General features: G+C 63.4%; 17 protein-coding genes. 3 read left to right on the forward strand and 14 right to left on the reverse strand.

Features of this window, described 5'->3' with window-relative positions; translation table 11 throughout:
• Positions 1–25: 25 nt before the first annotated feature.
• From AD668_RS14295 to AD668_RS14335, 9 genes are read right to left on the reverse strand one after another with little or no spacing between them, the layout of a single operon-like run.
• On the reverse strand, positions 26–1,177 hold the full coding sequence (locus AD668_RS14295; RefSeq protein WP_053159752.1) for an acetyl-CoA C-acetyltransferase: 1,152 nt from the start codon (positions 1,175–1,177) through the stop codon (positions 26–28).
• Between the two features lie 3 nt (positions 1,178–1,180).
• On the reverse strand, positions 1,181–2,239 hold the full coding sequence (locus AD668_RS14300) for an acyl-CoA dehydrogenase family protein (protein ID WP_053159754.1): 1,059 nt from the start codon (positions 2,237–2,239) through the stop codon (positions 1,181–1,183).
• A 10-nt stretch (positions 2,240–2,249) separates the two neighbouring features.
• Positions 2,250–3,413 carry an acyl-CoA dehydrogenase family protein gene (locus tag AD668_RS14305; RefSeq protein ID WP_053159756.1) on the reverse strand — a complete coding sequence of 388 codons (1,164 nt, stop codon included), beginning with the start codon at positions 3,411–3,413 and terminating at the stop codon, positions 2,250–2,252.
• Positions 3,414–3,422: 9 nt separating this feature from the next.
• Positions 3,423–4,175, reverse strand: coding sequence for an enoyl-CoA hydratase family protein (locus AD668_RS14310; RefSeq protein WP_053159758.1), 753 nt, complete (start codon positions 4,173–4,175; stop codon positions 3,423–3,425).
• Positions 4,172–5,284 carry a nitronate monooxygenase family protein gene (locus tag AD668_RS14315; RefSeq protein ID WP_053159760.1) on the reverse strand — a complete coding sequence of 371 codons (1,113 nt, stop codon included), beginning with the start codon at positions 5,282–5,284 and terminating at the stop codon, positions 4,172–4,174. The genes AD668_RS14310 and AD668_RS14315 overlap by 4 nt, the downstream gene beginning before the upstream one ends.
• A complete protein-coding gene (locus tag AD668_RS14320) occupies positions 5,281–6,189 on the reverse strand; it encodes an enoyl-CoA hydratase (RefSeq protein WP_053159762.1) in 909 nt (302 codons plus the stop codon). The genes AD668_RS14315 and AD668_RS14320 overlap by 4 nt, the downstream gene beginning before the upstream one ends.
• A 15-nt stretch (positions 6,190–6,204) precedes the next feature.
• Positions 6,205–7,002, reverse strand: coding sequence for a CoA-transferase subunit beta (locus AD668_RS14325; RefSeq protein ID WP_053159764.1), 798 nt, complete (start codon positions 7,000–7,002; stop codon positions 6,205–6,207).
• A 12-nt stretch (positions 7,003–7,014) separates the two neighbouring features.
• Complete coding sequence (locus AD668_RS14330; RefSeq protein WP_053159766.1) at positions 7,015–7,890, reverse strand: CoA transferase subunit A; 876 nt, start codon at positions 7,888–7,890, stop codon at positions 7,015–7,017.
• A 12-nt stretch (positions 7,891–7,902) separates the two neighbouring features.
• On the reverse strand, positions 7,903–8,793 hold the full coding sequence (locus AD668_RS14335; protein WP_053159768.1) for a VOC family protein: 891 nt from the start codon (positions 8,791–8,793) through the stop codon (positions 7,903–7,905).
• Between the two features lie 263 nt (positions 8,794–9,056).
• On the opposite strand from AD668_RS14335, the gene AD668_RS14340 reads away from it, so the two are divergent.
• Both AD668_RS14340 and AD668_RS14345 read left to right on the forward strand, forming a co-directional pair.
• Positions 9,057–10,229, forward strand: a complete 1,173-nt coding sequence (locus tag AD668_RS14340; RefSeq protein ID WP_053159770.1) for an acyl-CoA dehydrogenase family protein — start codon at positions 9,057–9,059, stop codon at positions 10,227–10,229.
• A complete protein-coding gene (locus AD668_RS14345; RefSeq protein ID WP_053159771.1) occupies positions 10,226–11,419 on the forward strand; it encodes an acyl-CoA dehydrogenase family protein in 1,194 nt (397 codons plus the stop codon). Before AD668_RS14340 ends, AD668_RS14345 begins: the two co-directional genes overlap by 4 nt.
• 592 nt (positions 11,420–12,011) lie before the next feature.
• Here the strand turns inward: AD668_RS14345 and AD668_RS14350 are convergent.
• Genes AD668_RS14350 through AD668_RS14360 form a run of 3 tightly spaced genes read right to left on the reverse strand, consistent with a single transcriptional unit; the run spans position 12,012 to position 14,169 of the window.
• Positions 12,012–12,641: a nuclear transport factor 2 family protein gene (locus AD668_RS14350; protein ID WP_053159881.1), complete on the reverse strand. Its 630-nt coding sequence runs from the start codon at positions 12,639–12,641 to the stop codon at positions 12,012–12,014.
• 5 nt (positions 12,642–12,646) lie between these two features.
• Positions 12,647–13,420: an SDR family NAD(P)-dependent oxidoreductase gene (locus AD668_RS14355; protein ID WP_053159773.1), complete on the reverse strand. Its 774-nt coding sequence runs from the start codon at positions 13,418–13,420 to the stop codon at positions 12,647–12,649.
• 14 nt (positions 13,421–13,434) lie between these two features.
• Complete coding sequence (locus tag AD668_RS14360; protein WP_053159775.1) at positions 13,435–14,169, reverse strand: SDR family NAD(P)-dependent oxidoreductase; 735 nt, start codon at positions 14,167–14,169, stop codon at positions 13,435–13,437.
• Positions 14,170–14,428: 259 nt separating this feature from the next.
• On the opposite strand from AD668_RS14360, the gene AD668_RS14365 reads away from it, so the two are divergent.
• Positions 14,429–15,262, forward strand: a complete 834-nt coding sequence (locus AD668_RS14365) for an alpha/beta fold hydrolase (protein WP_053159778.1) — start codon at positions 14,429–14,431, stop codon at positions 15,260–15,262.
• 121 nt (positions 15,263–15,383) lie between these two features.
• Here the strand turns inward: AD668_RS14365 and AD668_RS14370 are convergent, their stop codons facing one another.
• Complete coding sequence (locus AD668_RS14370; RefSeq protein WP_053159780.1) at positions 15,384–16,616, reverse strand: NADH:flavin oxidoreductase; 1,233 nt, start codon at positions 16,614–16,616, stop codon at positions 15,384–15,386.
• Positions 16,617–16,689: 73 nt separating this feature from the next.
• Positions 16,690–18,336, reverse strand: coding sequence for a DUF1302 domain-containing protein (locus AD668_RS14375; protein WP_156322338.1), 1,647 nt, complete (start codon positions 18,334–18,336; stop codon positions 16,690–16,692).
• Positions 18,337–18,338 lie beyond the last annotated feature (2 nt).

Genomic DNA, 18,338 nt, shown 5'->3' on the forward strand with positions numbered 1-18,338 from the left:
CGAAGCGGCGGCCTCGCATAAAAAATTACAGACGTTCGATGATGGTCACGTTGGCCTGGCCGCCGCCTTCACACATGGTTTGCAGGCCGTAGCGACCACCGCTGCATTCGAGTTCGTTGAGCAGCGTGGTCATGAGCCGGGCGCCGGTTGCCCCCAACGGATGGCCGAGGGCAATCGCGCCGCCGTTGACGTTGGTGCGTGCCGGGTCGTAATCCAGTTCCTTGGCCCAGGCCATGACCACCGAGGCAAAAGCTTCGTTGATCTCCACGCGGTCGATGTCGGCCATGCTCAGGCCGCTCTTGGCCAAGGCTCGGCGGGTGGCGGCAATCGGAGCGGTGAGGTGCCAGATCGGATCGTCACCAAGCACCGTCAAGTGATGAATCCGCGCCCGTGGCGTCAGGTCGTAACGCTTGAGTGCCGCTTCGGACACCACCAGCAGCGCCGCCGAGGCGTCGCAGGTCTGGCTGGACACGGCAGCGGTGATCGACGGGAACTGCGGGTCCACCGGCTGCAATTCGGCCATCTTCGCCAGGCTGCTGTGACGCGGCGTTTCATCCACCGCCAGGCCCTGACAGCTGACGATTTCCCGGGCAAAGCGCCCACTGGCGATGGCCGCCAGGGCGCGTTCGTGGCTTTGCAAAGCAAAGGCTTCCATTTGCTCGCGGCTGATCTGCCAGTGATCGGCAATCCGTTGCGCGGCATAAAACTGGTTCACCGGCTGCTGGCCGAATCGTGCGCGCCAGCCAACGCTGCCCGAGAACGGATCGGCAAAGCCCAGAGGCTGGCCGGCGAGCATCGCCGAGGAGATGGGGATCTGGGTCATGGTCTGCACCCCGCCCACCGCCACCACATCCTGGGTGCCGCTCATCACCGCCTGCGCGGCAAAGTGCAGCGCCTGTTGCGACGAACCGCACTGGCGATCGACTGTGGTGCCAGGCACGGTCAGCGGCAAGCCGGCGGCCAGCCAACTGGTGCGGGCAATGTCGCCGGCCTGGGAGCCGATGGTGTCGACGCAACCGAATATCACGTCGTCGTAGTCTTCAGCCGGGATCACATTGCGCTCCACCAGCGCCTTGAGCACATGGGCGCCCAGGTCAATCGCGTGGATCTCGCTCAATGCGCCCTTGCGCTTGCCGGTGGGGCTGCGCAGTGCATCAACAATGTAGGCCTGTGCCATGACTCAATCCTCGAAAGTATGCCCCGGCGCAAGGCCGGTGGCGTCGGCGAACAGGTAGTCGCTGACACGGGTTTTGTGAAAGCCGCGGTCGCCCCAGGACGCATCGAGAGCCCAGGTGCGCTTCATGAACATCTGCAAATCGACTTCCCAGGTGTACCCCATCGCACCGTGCACCTGGATGCCTTTGCGCGCTGCGATCCAGCTCGCCTCATTGGCTGCCAGGCGCGCTTGCGAAACCCGCACGCCCGCGTTGACATCACCCCGGGCCAGCGCATGGGCGGCGCGGTACAGCACCGGTTTTGCCTGTTCGATGTAACGGGCCACATCGGCCAGGTGATGCTTGACCGCCTGGAAACTGCCGATCGGCTTGCCGAACTGTTTGCGCTGGGCCACGTAATCCACCGACAGGTCGAGCATGCGCTGCGCCAACCCCAGCAGTTGCCCGGCCACCGACAGCGCCCCCCGATCCAGCAGGCGTTCCTGCAAGGCGCGGCCCTGTTCGCCCTTGGCAATGCAGGTCGCCGACGACGGCGTCCAGGTCACTTGGCCCAGGCGCCGCGAGGCATCGATACTCAGGTGGTTGTCCACTTCGACTTCGGCGCGCGACACCACATGGATCTCATCGCCGTGAGTAAGGATCAACACTTCGGCCAGTTGTGCGTCGCTGACCAGGGCATTGACCGGATGACTGATCGCCATGCGCAAGCTGCCGTCGGCTATCAGTGGCAACAGATCGGCACGGGCCGGATGCTGCGCAGGCAGGTCGGCGAGCAAGCCGGTGGCGACATAGGCGGTGTCGGCGAGGGAGTCGGGAATCGCGTAGTAGCCCAGCTCCTGGGTCATCAGCGCCCAGGCCACATCGTCCATGCCCAGGCCGCCTTCGGCCTCGGGCACCGACAAGGCGGTCAAGCCCTGCTCGGCGATCTTGTTGCGCAGCTCCCGGGAGCGCCCGGCATCGGTTTCCCAGATTTCCCGGAGCATTTCCGGCGCGGCTTCGGTCATCAGGAAACGACCGATGGCTTCGCGGAACGCCAACTGGTCATCGTTAAAAGTGAAGTCCATGGGCGGTTCCTTATTTCGGCAAACCGAGCATGCGCTCGGCGATGATGTTGCGCTGGATTTCGTTGGTGCCGGCGTAGATCGGCCCGGACTGGGCAAACAGGAAGCCCTCCAGCCAGCCCGCCGCATCGCCCGCTTCCGCGCCCTTTGCCACCAGCTCGCCGCGTGTGCCGAGAATGCGCATGGCGGTCTCGTGCATCTTCAGGTCGAGCTCCGACCAAATGATCTTGTTGATGCTCGATTCGGCGCCGATCTGCTCGCCCCGGCTCAAACGTCCCACCGTGTAATAGGCCGACATCGCATAGGCCTCGGCGCACATCCAGGTGTCCAGCACGGCATCGCGCAGGCCAGGGTCACGGTCGGCACTGACGCGGTGGGCCTTGTACAATTCAACCAGTTTGCGTGCCGTGCACTGGAAGCGCGCTGGTGACCGCAGCAGCAGACCACGCTCGAAGCCGGCGGTCGCCATTGCTACGTGCCAGCCCTGCCCCTGGGCACCGATGAGGTTGTTCACGGGGACCCGGACGTCATCGAAAAACACCTCGGCGAAGGACTCTTTGCCGTTGAGTGCCTTGATCGGGCGAATGCTCACCCCTGGCGTATTGAGCGGCACCATGATGAACGACAGGCCGTGATGACGAGCCGAACCCGGCTCGCTGCGGAACAGGCCAAACAGCCAGTCGGCGAAGTTGGCCCGGCTTGACCAGGTCTTCTGCCCGTTGATCACGTAATGGTCGCCGTCGAGCACCGCCTTGCTGGTGATCGCCGCCATGTCGGAACCGGCGTTGGGCTCCGACCAGCCTTGCGCCCACATGTCCAGGCTTTCGGCCATGCGTGGCAAGAAGCGCTGCTTCTGCTCCTCGGTGCCAAACTCCATCAACGTCGGGCCCAGCAACAGTTGGCCGTTCTGGTTGATGCGCATCGGTGCACCGGCGCCGTAATACTCTTCCTCGAAGATCAGCCACTCGATCAAGTCGCTGCCGCGACCGCCCAGTTCGGCGGGCCACATCACCATCGACCAGCGGCTTTCGAACAGCTTGGCCTCCCAGGCGCGGTGCTGTTCAAAACCTTCGCGACTGTCGTAGCTGGCAAAGGGCTCACTTGGCAGATTGGCCGCCAGCCAGGCCCGGACTTCGGCGCGAAAGGCGTTTTGCTTGGGGGTATATGTCAGGTCCATGGCGTGATCTCAGAACTTGGCGTCGCGTTTTTCGACGAAGGCCCGGCGCGTTTCCGCGGAGTCCGGGCTGCTATAGGCCTGCATGGTGAAGCCCTGCTCCCAGCGGTATTTGTCTTCCAGGTTGCCGTCTTCGATGCCGTTCAAGGCTTCCTTGGCAATGCGGATCATGCCGGGGCTTTTTTCGGCGATCTTCGCCGCGATGCCCAGGGCGGTTTCACGCAGTTGGTCCTTGGGCACGATGCGCTCGATAAAGCCGTATTGCAGGGCATCCGGTGCACTGATGCTGTCGCCGGTAAAGAACAGGTAGCGGACCTTTTGCACCGGGAACAGGCGCTGCAGATGCGCACCGCCGCCCATGGCGCCACGGTCGACTTCCGGCAGGGCGAAGGTCGCGCAGTCGGAGGCAACGACGATGTCCGCCGCTCCGGTGATGCCGATGCCACCACCCAGGACAAACCCGTGCACCGCGACAATCACCGGCACCGGATTGCGGTGCACGGCCTTGAAGGTGGCGTAGTTGCCAGCGTTGACCTCGATGATCCGCTCCGGATGCTTGTCCAGTTCCTTGATATCGACACCGGCGCAAAAGCCCCGGCCTTCGGCACGGATCACAATCACCCGCACCTCGGGATTGGCACCGAGGGTTTCGATCTGTTGCGCCAGAGCGAGCCATTCCTGGCTATCGAGGGCATTGACCGGTGGTTTGGCGATCACCAGTTCAGCGATCCCCTGATTGAGTTGTGTGGTAAATGCCTGGTTCACAGGGGCTCTCCAATACTGACGGGTTGGTTCGAGGGATGGGTCTGGCTGCGTGTCAGGAGCGCGTCCAGGCATTGCTGGGCCTCACTGGCGATGCCTTCGATGACTTCACGACAACTGAGCAATTCACCGATGGCCGCCGCCACCTGGCCGCTGGACAGGATCCCCTCGTCCGGGGCGCCATCGACCATCGAGCGCTGCAACAACACCGGCTGGTTGGCGGCCATCACCACTTGCGACAGTTGCGAGGGGTCTTCACGCAATGCCCGGAAAAATACCGAGGCCATGTGCCCCAGGCTCATGCCGGTTTGCTGCTTCCACTGCCAGGCGCTGCCCAGGGCAATGCGCAGGCGACCGAAGGCGCCCGCCTGCTCCAGACGATTGATGAAGCGGTTTTCGATCATGCGGTGGCGCATGCCATCGACCGCGGTGGTCACGCGCACCTGCTGCGGATCGTTGACCTTCAAGTAATGTTCCAGTGTCGCGGCCGGCGTCGGCGATTCGCGGGTCATCAGAAATCGCGTGCCCATGGCGATGCCGACACCACCGGCAGCCAGCACCGAGGCCAGCCCTCGACCAGTGGAATATCCTCCGGCGGCGATCACCGGCACCTTGACCGCCGCCAGCACCTGGGGCAGCAGGATCGAGCTGGGCACACCGCCGGTATGGCCGCCGCCCTCGCCGCCCTGGATGGTGATCAGGTCGGCGCCCAACTCCACCGCCTTGAGCGCATGCTTCAAGGCGCCGACGGTGGGAATGCACAACACCTTGGCTGCCTTGAAGCGGGCGATCGTTTGTTTGTCGGGGCCGCGCCCGTAGCTCACGGCGCGCAAGCGGTACTTGATCGCCAGGTCGACGCACTGCGCGGCGTTGTCCTGGAACATATGGAAATTGAGCCCGAAATTGCTGCCGCCGGTGGCATCGATGACCTTGCGGATCTCACCTTCCAGCGCATCGGCCGTAATGGTCGCACCGGCCAGGAAACCGAAGCCCCCTGCCTGTGTCGTGGCGATCACCAGGTTGGCGTCGGCGACCCAGCCCATGGCGGTTTGCACAATCGGGTAACGGCAACCGAGGGCCTCGGTCAGCGGCGTCTCGAGCCAGCGGTTCATTGGTTTTTTTCCTCGGCCTGCTTGTTGGCCCGCGCCATGCCCTTGGCGTCGAAACCACCGAGTTTGTCGCCGGACAACAGCTCGTTATGGGCATGGGCAAAGTGGTGCCAGGCGAACACGGCATCCATTGCCGTGCGCTTGCCTTGCAGGTCCTCGACGTGGTTGATCGCCTGCTTGGTCAGGGCCAGGCCCATGCGTGGCTGGCGGGCGATACCGGCGGCCAGGGCATAGGTCGTCGACTCCAGTTCCTCACGTGATACCAGACGGTTGACCATGCCCACCTGCCAGGCCCGGTTGGCGCTCATGCGGTCACCGGTGAACAGGAATTCCTTGGCGATGCGCGGGTTCATTTCATAGGGATGGGCAAAATACTCCACCCCCGGAATGCCCATGCGCACCACCGGGTCCTGGAAGAAGGCGTCGTCGCTGGCGACGATCAGATCGCACACCCAGGCCAGCATCAGCCCTCCCGCGACACACGCGCCATGGACCATGGCGATGGTCGGCTTGGGCAATTCACGCCAGCGTCGGCACATGCCCAGGTACACCTCCTGCTCGCGGGCGTACAGCTGCTCGCCACCAGGTTTATTGGTGTGATCCCACCACAGGTGCGCGCGCTCGAACGGCTTGTCGATATCACGCCCCGGGGTGCCGATATCGTGGCCCGCCGAGAAATGCTTGCCGTTGCCGCGCAGGACGATGACCTTGACGCTGTCGTCATTCACCGCCTGGCGAAAGCAGGCATCCAGGGCATAGGTCATCTGCGAGTTTTGCGCGTTGTTGAAGGTCGGCCGGTTCAGCGTCAGCGTGGCGATGCCCTCGGCCACGCTGTACAGCACCGGGGTGTCCGTCTCGTAGACGGCGTTGTCCTGGCGGACGATGAATTCACTGTCGCTGCTGTGCATGCTCGCCTCCTCGTCTCAGACCGTACGGATGCCGGGCGGGTTGCCCTTGATCGCGGTGGCTCGGTAATCATGGGGGTCGAGTCGGCGGATCAGGGCCAACTGCTCAGGGGTGGGGTGCACGGTTTCGTGCAACTGTGCGGACTTGAGCAACGGGAAACCGGTGTTTTCCTGGACCCGCTCGAAACTCACGCCGGGGTGCAACGAACGCACCTGCACCGCACGCTCAGGGCCATTGAAATCCATGACGCACAGGTCGCTGACCACGCAATGGATGTCCATCAAGTCACGACGTGCGCCCTCGGGCCAGCGCTCGGCCTTGAAGCCGACACCGGACACCATGTCCACTTCGCCGCTGACGAACACGCGGGTGTTGTGGCTGGGCACAAAGAACGAGTTGAGGTGGTTGATGCTGTTGCCGGGCAAGCCGCGCACGCCAAGGATCGCGGTCCTGGGCTTTTGATAGTCGCCCACGCAGGACAAGTTGGTCTGGCCCCAGCGGTCGATCTGGGTCGGGCCGATCATCGCGTGACGGCGACCGCCCCAGACGCACTCGAAGACCCGCTCAAAGGACATGTAACCCGAGTAACGCGGCACATAGTCGCCACGCGGGCCCAGCGGGATCGGTTCTTCGACCAGGAACGCCTCGCTGTCGGTCATCAGCAGTTCCGGGCTGTGGGTCAGTTTGGCCAGGCTGGCGCCCAGGCGCGGGATCACGCCCAGGCCCGAGGCAATCACCTCGCCATTGCCACGCCAGGCCTCGGAGGCGGCGACGATCATCAGTTCAGCGAGGGTGAAATCACAGGTTGCAGACATAGTCGCTAATCCTCAGAACACGGGAAGGGGCAAGGCGCCCATGGAGTCGGCACCACCGTTCTGTGCCTGATAGGCCTGCTCGCCACCGGCGATGTAGGTCTGCACATAGTCCTGCCAGCCGTTGTCCGCCTGGCTGCTGGCGACATAGTTTTTCAGGTGTTTGAGGTCCCAGCCGTAGTCGGGGGCGCAGAGCGTCGGGTGCGCACCGAGGGGGGCGTGCACCACACCGGTCACCAGATAGCGTTCAAAGGTATTGAAGCGGGCCTGATCGGCAGTCAGTTCCAGGCGCTCTTCAAGACGTTCGCAGGAGACAAAGCACTGCTTGGCGGCGCGAGCGAACAGGTGATCGAAATAAGGGTCCGGCCCGGTCATCAGGCAATTGCCCAGGCGGTCGGCGACGTTGGCATGCAGGAACGCCACGTCGAGGTTGAGGGCCGGCATCGCCAGCAGCACCTCTCCATCGGCATAGGGCGACTGGATGGTCTTGATTTCAGGATTGAGCCGCGTCACATCAGTGGCCAGGCCACAACGGGTCGGCAGGAACGGCAAGCGCATGCCGGCGGCGCGCAGGCCCCACTGGAACATGCCTTCGTCGAGCTCCATCAGCTCCAGTTCGCCGGCTTCGCGGGCCTTGCGGTAGTAGGGTTCCAGCGGAATGGCATCAAGGGTGGCGAAACCGAACACCAGCTTCTTGACCTTGCCGGCGGCGCAAAGCATGCCGACTTCAGGGCCGCCGTAGGCGACCACGGTCAGGTCCTTGACCGGTGAGCGCAGGATCTCGCGCACGATGGCCATCGGCTTGCGCCGCGGACCCCAGCCGCCGAAACCGATGGTCATGCCATCGCGCAGTTGAGCGACCGCATCGGCCGCTGTCAGTTGTTTGTTCATGATGATTTTTCCTTACTGTTGGCCGACCGAAAAGTCGTGCCCCCAAATGCTCACGCGAGTGAATTCGAATGCCGAGTGCTCGGCCCAGTCGACCTGCAATCCGCCAAAGCCGTATTCCAGATCGAAACCGGACGGCGTCTTCATGTAGAAACTGGTCATGCGATCGTTCAGGTGCTGTCCGAGGGTGGCCGAGAGGGTCACGTCATGGGCGTGCAAACGGTCATGGGCACGACCGACTTCGGTCATCGAATCGACCTCCACCATCACGTGCACGCAACCTGACGGCACCGGGTACTCGGCCAGGGCCAGACTGTGGTGGCGGGCGTTCTGGCAATGCAGGAAGTGAATGCGGATAGGCGGCGCCGACGGGTCGGGGCGGAAGTTGAAAATGTCCGACAGCTTGAAGCCCAGCACATCCTTGGCGAAAGCCAGGGTGGCGTCGAAATTCGGTGCCGGCAGCACCGTGTGGCCCAGCCCCATGTCGCCAGTGATGAAACGCGGCACGCCTTGAGGCGAAACAAACGGCAGACAGTCGGAGCGGTGGCCCCAGCTCAGTTCATGGCAGTTGCCGGAGGGATCGGTGACCTTGACCAGCGCCTGTACGCCGCGCTGGTCGATCTCGGCGGCAGAGCCCGGCTGCCATTCGATGCCGGCCGCGCTCAGGTGCTCGAGTGCGGCCCGGAATGCCGGCTCGTTGGCCAGCTCCCAACCGGACGCCAGATAGCGCGCCTCGCTGCCTTCGACGATCAGCATGCGAAACGGACGCTCGTCCATTTTCACGTACAAGCCACCGCCCGGCGCTGACTGTACCTGCATGCCCAGCACGTCTTCGGCGTAACGCTGCCAATGGCTGAGGTTTTCGATCTGCGAGACGAAATAGCTCAAACCGCGAATGTCGATCATGCCTGGGTCCTCGTTGGCTGAATGGCTTACGTGGCAGGCATTGTGCTAAGCGCCACCTTGCACTTCATCGTCCGTTGAGACTAAGCACCCTGCTGGAGCCCGACTTGCCGGCGAAGGTGACTTCAAGAACGCCTTCGCCGGCAAGCCGGGCTCCTACAGCGCGAAGCCCCGATGACGTGGTGCCCTAGTCCGTTTTAATGATTCGAGCACCGTTGCCAACGCCTCAGACTGGCGCATCCATCCGCTTTGCAGAGACAACCCCCATGGAGTTCGCTTTTACCGAAGAACACCTGATGATTCGCGACAGTGCCGAGCGCTTTCTCGCCCAGGTCAGTGACACACATGCCGTGCGCGCTGCCATGAATCGCCCTGACGCGCATGACCCCGAGGTCTGGCGGCGAATCGGCCAGGAGTTGTACTGGCCGGCGCTGATGGTGCCCGAGCGTTTTGGTGGTATGGGCCTGGGGTTTGTCGAGCTGGCGATCCTGCTGGAACAAAGTGGCCGCTACCTGCTCGGTTCGCCGCTTTTCGCTACCGCGTGCCTGGCCACCCCAGCGCTGTTGCTGGGACACAACGAGGCCGTGCAGACGTATTGGCTGGGGGCGATTGCCGGCGGCGAAACCCGCGCCACCCTGGCCTTCGCCAGTGTTCCGGGACTGGAGGCTTGCAGCGTGCAAGCCGTGGCCGCGCCACGCCCGGGAGGCTGGACCCTTGACGGCCAGTACGCACAAGTCATCGATGGCGCCTCGGCCGACCTGCTGATCGTCGCCGCCCGCGCCCCCGGTACTCAGGGCCAACAGGGCATCAGCCTGTTCGTCTTGCCGGGCGATACGCCGGGCGTGATCCGCACCCCCCTGGCCACCCTCGACCAGACCCGCCGCCTGGCACGCATCGAACTGCATCAGGTGCAGGTCAGCGAGGCGCATCTGCTTTGCGGCCCCGAACAAGGCTGGACAGTGCTGCGCGACACCTTGTTGATCGCCGCCATCGGCCTTGCCGCCGAGCAGACCGGCGGCGCACAACAGGCCCTGGACCTGACCCTGGCGTACATCGCCGAACGCCGGCAATTCAAACGCACCATTGCCAGCTTCCAGGCGATCAAGCACCGCTGCGCCGACATGATGCTGCAAGTCGAATGCGCCCGGTCGGCGGCCTACTATGCCGCTTGCGTGGCCCAGGAACGCCTCGACCCGAATGGCGATGTGGCGGTGACCGAGGAGCTTGAGCAGGCCGCCGCCACCGCGAAGATCCATGCCAGCGAGGCGTTTTTCCACTGCGCCGCCGAGTCGATCCAGCTGCACGGCGGCGTCGGCTTCACCTGGGAATACGACCCACACCTGTACTTCAAACGTGCCCGCGCCGGCGAGCAGCTGTTGGGCAACCCGGCATTGCACCGCGAGCGTCTGGCCGCGCATCTTTTGGGAGAACAAGCATGAAAATCGGTTTCAGTCGTGCCGACGAAGCGTTCCGCGAAGAGGTCGCCCGGTGGATGGCCGAGCACCTGAGCGGCGCGTTCGCGCCCTTGCGCTTTCGCGGGGGACCGGGGGATGAACACAGCTTTCCCGAAGAACGCAAAGCCTGGGAACGCGAGTTGGCGGCCGGTGGCTGGATCGGTGTCGGCTGGTCGAAAGAACACGGCGGACGCGGACTGTCGATCAGCCAGCAGGTCATCTTCCACGAGGAATATGCCCGTGCCGGTGGCCCCGGACGCATGGGCCATATCGGCGAAGGCCTGGTCGGCCCGACCCTCGCCGCCTTCGGTACCCCGTCCCAGCAGCAGCGCCTGTTGCCCGGCATTCTCGATGGCAGCCAGTTCTGGTGCCAGGGCTACTCGGAACCGGGCGCGGGTTCCGACCTTGCCAATGTACAGACTCGGGCGAAACTCGATGCCACGGGCGAGCACTGGCTGATCAGCGGGCAAAAGGTCTGGACCTCCCTGGCCCACGAGGCCGACTGGTGTTTCGTACTGGCGCGCACCGAACCTGGCAGCCAAGGGCATCACGGTTTGTCGTTCCTGCTGGTGCCGATGGCCCAGGACAGCATCCGCGTGCAACCGATCCAGCAACTGACCGGCACCAGTGAATTCAACGAAGTGTTCTTCGACCAGACCGTCACCCATGCTGACAACCTGATCGGCCAACCGGGTGATGGCTGGAAGATCGCCATGGCGCTGCTGGGTTTTGAGCGTGGCGTATCGACGCTGGGCCAGCAGATGCAGTTCCACAACGAACTCGACGAAATCATCCGCATCGCTCGCGCCAACGGTGCTGCCCGCGATCCATTGCTGCGCCAGCGCATCGCCCAGGCCTGGGCCGGTCTCAAGGTATTGCGCTACAACTCGCTGCGTATGCTTTCAGGTCCGCAAGACGGCAACCTGGGGCGTGAAGCGATGATCTACAAACTGGCCTGGTCCACCTGGCACAGCGACCTGGGAAAACTGGCCATGGACGTGCTGGGCGATGCCGGGGAAATCCTCGACGCCGCGCCCTACCAGCTCAGCCGCCTGCAGTCGCTGTTTCTGTTCACCCGCTCGGATACCATTTACGGTGGCAGTAACGAGATTCAGCGCAATGTGATTGCCGAGCGGGCCCTGGGTATGCCCCGAGAGCCGCGGGTGAGCGCATGATCTGAACACCATCAAAAACCTGTAGGAGCGAGCTTGCTCGCGATGGAGGTCAACGATGACGCGGGAATCCTGACACCTCGCGGTGCTCTCAGGTTTATCGCGAGCAAGCTCGCTCCTACAGAGCCCGCCGCCATCGCGCCATCCATGGCCGGGGCCGGCCGGCCTGGTCGGCAGCTCGTGCACATTTCCCGTAGGAGCTGCCGAAGGCTGCGATCTTTTGATCTTGCTTGGCTTTGGCTTTTGATCTTGATCCACCCGCCCCGTTTCCAGAGGCCGAACGCAGGCGTTGCGCAGTGGGCATCCCGGCATGGATGCCGGGATAGCCGCGCACGGCCATGGATGGCCGATCGCGGCGGGCCCACGGAGCAATGCCGGAGTGAGGGCACCCCGAGCCTCAGCGAGGGGCCGAATGGTGGGGCAAGACTTTTTGGTTACTTTTGAGGCGTTCGGTACGTGTCAAGGTACCTGTCGTCTTGCTCCCACAGGTAACGCGTACAGCCGCAAAACCCAGGCTAGCTGGAAGGTGCGCGCCAAAAGGGGTATACCGTCGCGCAAGCAAAAGGGCGGCACCTGCACGGGCCGCCCTGATTATTCAACGCACGCGAATCTTCGGATCATCCGCCCCACGGCGCAGATTTTTGAGGAAGCCTTCCAACGGCGCCGGTTCGGCAATCTGCGGCAAGGCGTCCTTGTCCGGACGCTGCGCCCAGAACGCATCCCACGACGGAAACAGCTCATGGAAGCTGCCAGCGTACGGCTCGCGCCCCGGCCAGCGCATTTTCAGGCCGCCGATCGGAGGTTTGTTCAGGTCAGTCGCGTACCAGTAGCACGGCAAGCGGCGACGGAAACACCAGCGCCCGTCGATCCGCTCGTAGTCGTCCCAGTACAGCATCTGCATGATCACCCACTCCGGCCCGGTCTCATGTTCGTTCTTGGAATAGACCACGCCGGTGGCGTGATCGGCATCGCTGAACTCGATGATGTGCTGGCCCAGGTGATGAGACGTGCCATGGAACTGCTTGCGCATGGTTTCGTCCAGCCACGCCTTGAGGTGCGCGCGACCGCTCTTGTCGCGGCCCACGCGCACGTCCGGGGCGAAGCAGTTGGCCATGGCATCCATGTCACGCATGTCCAGCGCCAGGGCGTACTTGCCCGCCAGTTGGCGGATCGCGTCCAGCGACTCCAGGCGGTCGATACGCTCAAGCAGCGCGGCGGATTCCAGGCCCATCAGTCGAGCACCGTATACAGGTCCGAACCGCGTCCGCCGTCCACCGCCAGGCTGGCGCCGGTGACATACGAAGCCTCATCGCTGGCCAGGAACAGGATGGCGTTGGCCAACTCAACCGGCAGGCCGACCCGTTTCATCGGGATGACTTTTTCAGTGTTGCTGCGAGTCTTGGCGTCGCCGAGCATGCCGGCAGTGGCCGGGGTGTCGACCACGCCTGGGATGATCACGTTGCAACGAATATTGTTCGGTGCACCTTCGCTGGCCGCCGCCCGGCTGAAGTTGATCACAGCCGCCTTGGCCGCCGAGTAGCCGGCCATCCACGCCGTGCCGAACAGGCCGCAGATCGACGCGATGTTGACGATCGAACCACCGCCCTGCGCTTTCATCAACTGCATCGCGGTGCGGGTGCCCCAGAAAGTGCCGTCGACGGTGGTGGCGAAGTTGGCGTGCCAGTCGGCGGTGGTCATCGTGTCGATGCCGCCCCAGGTGTAGGCCATCGCGTTGTTGACCAGAATGTCCAGGCGACCGTGGCGTTGCGCGGTGGCTTGCAGCGCACCGACGTAGGCCTGTTCGTCGCTGACATCGGCCACGGCGATCTCGGCCCGCCCGCCCTGGGCACGGATTTTTTCCTGCACGCCTTGCAACGGTTCGATGCGACGCCCGCACAACACCACCGTTGCACCTTCTTCGGCGAAGCGCAGTGCAGTGGCTTCGCCGATGCCGGAACCGGCGCCGGTGACGAAGGCGATTTTTCCTTGTAAACGCTTGCTCATGGGTGACTCCCTGATCAGATAAAGGCCATGCCGCCGTTGACGGCAACGTTCTGCCCGGTCATGAAACTGGCGTCTTCGCTGGCCAGGAACACCGCGACCCGGGCGATTTCGTCGGTCTCGCACATGCGCCCCAGCGGCACATTCTTGAGCAGCGCTTCCATGTATTCGTCAGGGATGCCGGCCATCATCGGCGTGTTGGTCGGCCCCGGCACCAGGGTGTTGACGCGGATGCCGCTGGCCGCCAGCTCACGGGCGATCGAACGGGTCAGGCCCATCACCCCGGCTTTCGAAGCGCAATAGTGGCTTGGACCTTCACCGGTCAGCGCAGCGGTGCTGGAGAGGTTGATGATCGCGCCCTTGCGGCCCCCCTTGACCATCAGTTTTGCGCCCTCACGACAGCACAGAAAGGTGCCACCCAGATTCACGCCGATCACCCGCGCCCAGCTCTCGTCCGGGGTTTCGAGGAAGCTGTCCAGTCCGCCCACGCCGGCGTTGTTGACCAGGATGTCGAGGCCGCCGAAGTGCTGCTCGGTCTGCCCCATCGCATCGGCTACGGAGGCGCTGTCACCGACGTTGCAGGACAGGGCCAGGACCTTGTCGCCCAAGTCTGCCAGGCTCTCGGCCAGTGCCGCCTGGTTGAGGTCGACAGCTACCACTTTGGCGCCTTCGGCGACAAAACCACGCACGATGGCCTGGCCCATGCCCTGTGCCGCACCGGTCACAAAGGCCACTTTGTTGAGTAACTTCATAGCAATCTCCGAATGTGCAAATACGCTGCGTCCCCTGCCCTTGCAGTGGCGCCGTCCCCTGCATGATTAGCGGCAGGCACCCGGGCACACATCGTCCGATGGGACTACCGCCGCGTGGTCTGAACGGACGATGTGAACACGCCGATCAAAGCCCAGCATTCGCAAGGCGCGCACCACGCCAGGCGCTGTGCTCCCCTTCAACCTGCTGCAGCGCCTGGCGCGGCTGCGCTTCATGAATCCGCCATCAATGGAGAACCCCATGAACCAACCCGTAGATTTGCCCCTGCCCGTCGGCCATTACGCGAGCCTGCCAAACAGCCTGCGCCTGCACTATCTGGATGAGGGCGCCGGCCCCGTGGTGCTGTGGCTGCACGGCAGCGGGCCGGGCGCCAGTGGCTTCAGCAACTTCAAGGGCAACTATCCGCAAATGGTCGCCGCGGGCTATCGCAACATCGTGCTCGACCTTCCGGGTTTCGGCCGCTCGGACAAACCCGAAGATGTGCAGTACAACCTGGATTTCTTCGTCGATTGCGTGGCGGCGTTCCTCGAGGCCATCGGTGTGCAACGTTGCACGATCCTGGGGAACTCGCTGGGCGGCGCCATCGCCCTGGGGCTGGCCCTGCGCTTGCCACAATTGCCGCAGAGCCTGATCCTGCTGGCGCCGGGCGGTGTCGAGGAGCGGGAAACCTACTTCAAGATGGAAGGCATCGTGCGCATGGTCACCCTGTTCGCCGCGGGGCCTATCGGGATGGAGGAGATGCGCAGCATGATGAGCCTGCAGTTGTTCGATGCGTCGATCCTGCCGGAGAGCCTGCTGCAAGAGCGCGTGGCGGTGGCGGTCACCCAGCCGAAGAATCTGTTCAGCACGATGATGGTGCAGAACATGGAAGCACGTCTGGGTGAGATCCAGTGCCCGATCCTGGGTTTCTGGGGCAACAACGATCACTTCAACCCGATCAGCGGCGCCCAGCGCATCATCGACGGCGCGCCGAATGCCCGCTTCATCGTCCTCAACCGCTGCGGCCATTGGGTCCAGGTGGAACACCGCGAACTGTTCAACCGCAGCTGCATCGAGTTCCTTCAACACGGCTAACCGCAAATTGTAGGAGCGAGCATGCTCGCGAAGGATGTTAACGAAAACGCGTGATGGCTGGATAAACGCGTTGCCCTTGAGTCCTTCGCGAGCAGGCTCGCTCCTGCAGGGGGATGTGGGGTTAGCGATCCGCCGCCTTCTGGCTGTTCAATACGGCATCACCCGGCTGGCCCAATACGCAGGAAGTGCCACCGGGGGTATACATCATCGCCACACAGCGGTTGCACGCGGTGCAGATCGAATCGCGACTGGCGCCGCTGGCGAGTTTGTCGACGTAGTCATTTTCAGCCAGCAACACCCGGCCCATGGCGACCAGGTCAAAGCCCTCGGCCATGATCTTTTCGATACTCGCCAGGCTCTTGGCGCCGCCCAGGTAAGCCAGCGGCATCTTTACCGCCGCCCGCACCTTGCGTGCATGCTCCAGCAGATACAGCTCACGGAACTCCACGGTCGGCTCTTTGCGGCGCTGGATAGCCATCGCCAGGGCGATGATCTTGTTCTTCTGCTGCACGCGGTTTTCCTTGGGGAAGGACGAGCCGAACATGGTGGTGATCGATTCGGCGTTCATCCCGGCGCTGAGCACCAGCAGGTGCGCGCCCTCTTCTTCCAGCATGCGGGCGATCTGTGCGCCGTCTTCGGCGCTGTTACCGGCGCGCACGCCTTCGGTGATGCTGTATTTGCAGATCACGGCCATTTCCGTGCCGACCGCATCGAGCACCGCGCGCAGCACCCGGCGCGGAAAGCGCAGGCGGTTTTCCAGACTGCCGCCGTACTGGTCGCGGCGCTTGTTGTACATCGGCGAAATGAACTGGCTGAGCAAGTAGCCGTGGCCCATGTGGATTTCCACGGCATCGAAACCTGCCTGGCGCGCCAGACGCGCGCCCTGGGCGAAGTCGCGCACCACTTGCTGCATGTCGGCTTCGTTCATCGCCTGCTTGAGGAACATGCCGCTCATCAAGCCGATCTTGTTGAAGCCGCCGCTGGCCGACAGCGGACGTTTGGTCGAACGCTCGCGGATAAAGGTAAAGCAACCACCGTGGGTGATCTGTGCGCTGGCCAGGCCACCGCACTGGTGCACGGCGTCGGTCAGCGCCTTGAAGTGCGGCACGCTGGACGGGGCGAGGATCAACTGATTGGGCAAGGTGCGTCCATCGCTGCTGACCGCGCAATAGGCCACGGTAGTCAGGGCAGTGCCGCCCGCGACCAGCGCCGAGTGCAGTTTGACCAGTTGCTTGGAAGGCACCCCCCCAGCACTCATGCCTTCGTTGGTGGCAGCCTTGATAAAGCGGTTTTTCAGGGTCAGCGGGCCGATCGCAATCGGGCTGAACGCTGACGGGGTCGGACGAGGATTCATGACAGGCCTCTCTTTATTGTTATCAGGCTACAAATGAACGCTGCGTCGCCATGCCGCGACGCAGCAGGGATCATCAGAAGGTGTACTTGGCGTTGAGCGACAGGTAATCGCGGTCGGCCAGCAAGCGGCCCTGGGCGACGTCCGGCGAACTCAGGTAGGCGATATAGGTCATGCCGACCTGGAAGTTGCCCAGGTACTTGAAGTCGCCGCCCACGGTCAGGCGCTTCTCGTCGCGGCCCAGGCCCTGATAGGCGCTGCCGTCGACGTTCTGCGTCCACACCACTTTGGTGCTCAGGTCCAGGCCGTTGGCGATGGACGGGTAATCCATGTAGACGCCGACGCCGAGCAGGCTTGAGCCACGGGTCTGGGTCTTCGACTCGAACGTGTCGAACGTGCCGTCCACGCCAGCGCCACCGCCGGTGATCGTCAGGCTGTCGACGCCGTCGATGTGTTGATGCACCACTTCGCCCATGAAGGTGGTCTGCTGGGCGAGGAAGCTCGGGCCGAGGATGTAGGAGGCATTGAGGTTGCCTTGCCAGATTTGCCCGGTGGTCGGTGCGCCATTGTTCAGATACACCGAGGCGCCATCGCGGTAGCTCAGGTCACCGGCATACTGCACCGAGTCACCGACCTTGGAGCTGAAGCTGACCCCGGTGAGTTTCACGTCTTCGAAGTAGCCCAGGCGATAGGATGGCGCGGTTCCATCATGGCCAATGCCCTTGAGCGACGAGTACTGGGTGGTGCCGGTGAAGTCGAAAAACAACGAGCCGACGCGCTCGTTATAACGGTAATGGAACAGCCCGACCTCGGTGTTCTCGGTGATCCGGTAGCGCACGCCCAGGCCCCATTGGCCGCTGTCGCTGGCGTCTTTTTCACCGGCATAACCGACCGCCAGGCCGTTGGGCAGACGGTCGATCTGGCCGGCGCCCAGACGAAAGAACTCGGCACCGGGGCCAAAGGTATCGCTGCCGAAATAATCGCCCACCGGGTTGAGCTGGGTTTTTTCCCACTCGTATTGGTAGTAGCCCACCAACGCCAGGTCTTCATTGAGCGACCACGATCCGGACACCTGGCCCACCGGCAGGTACGAGTCCTTGGCCTCGGTACCCGGCACATTGAACTTGGTGGCATCCACCGGCGCCTGGCCCTGGCTGATGTTGGCCCAGAACAGGCTTTCGCCCCAGGCCACCAGATGTCGTCCGGCCTTGAGCGACAGGTATTGGGTTTCGCCCAGTTCGAAGTTGCCATACACATACGCATCGAGCAGCCGCGCCGCGCTGCCGCTGAGGCGCCGGGTCTCGTCGCTGAAACCGTCGTTGTGCCCGGTCTTGTTCACCGTCTGCGGCGAGTCGTTGGCGTTTTTCTGGTTGTAGACATCGTCATAGAACTGACTGCCGCGCAGCACCGCACCGAGGTTGTCGTGCTTGAGCTGCAACTCGCCGAACAGGCTCAGACGATTGTTGATCAACGAGCCGCGCTTGAAGTTGCGCGTGCCATCGTCATTGTTCGGATCGTCGAGATACTGATTGGCCTGTTTGGCGGTGCGCATGGATGCGGTGTAGTTGACCGTCAGCGACGAATCCAGGGTGGTGTCTTCCCCCAGTTCGATGGTCGGCGCAGCGCTGGCTGCAGCACTGACGAAGGTGATGGCCGTTGCCAACAGACAGCGCCCATCGATCAGGCTTCCCGGACGCCGTGCAACTCTGATTCGGGTAAACATGC

The organism is Pseudomonas sp. P1.8 (assembly GCF_001269805.1).
In the GTDB taxonomy this organism is placed as follows: Bacteria; Pseudomonadota; Gammaproteobacteria; order Pseudomonadales; family Pseudomonadaceae; genus Aquipseudomonas.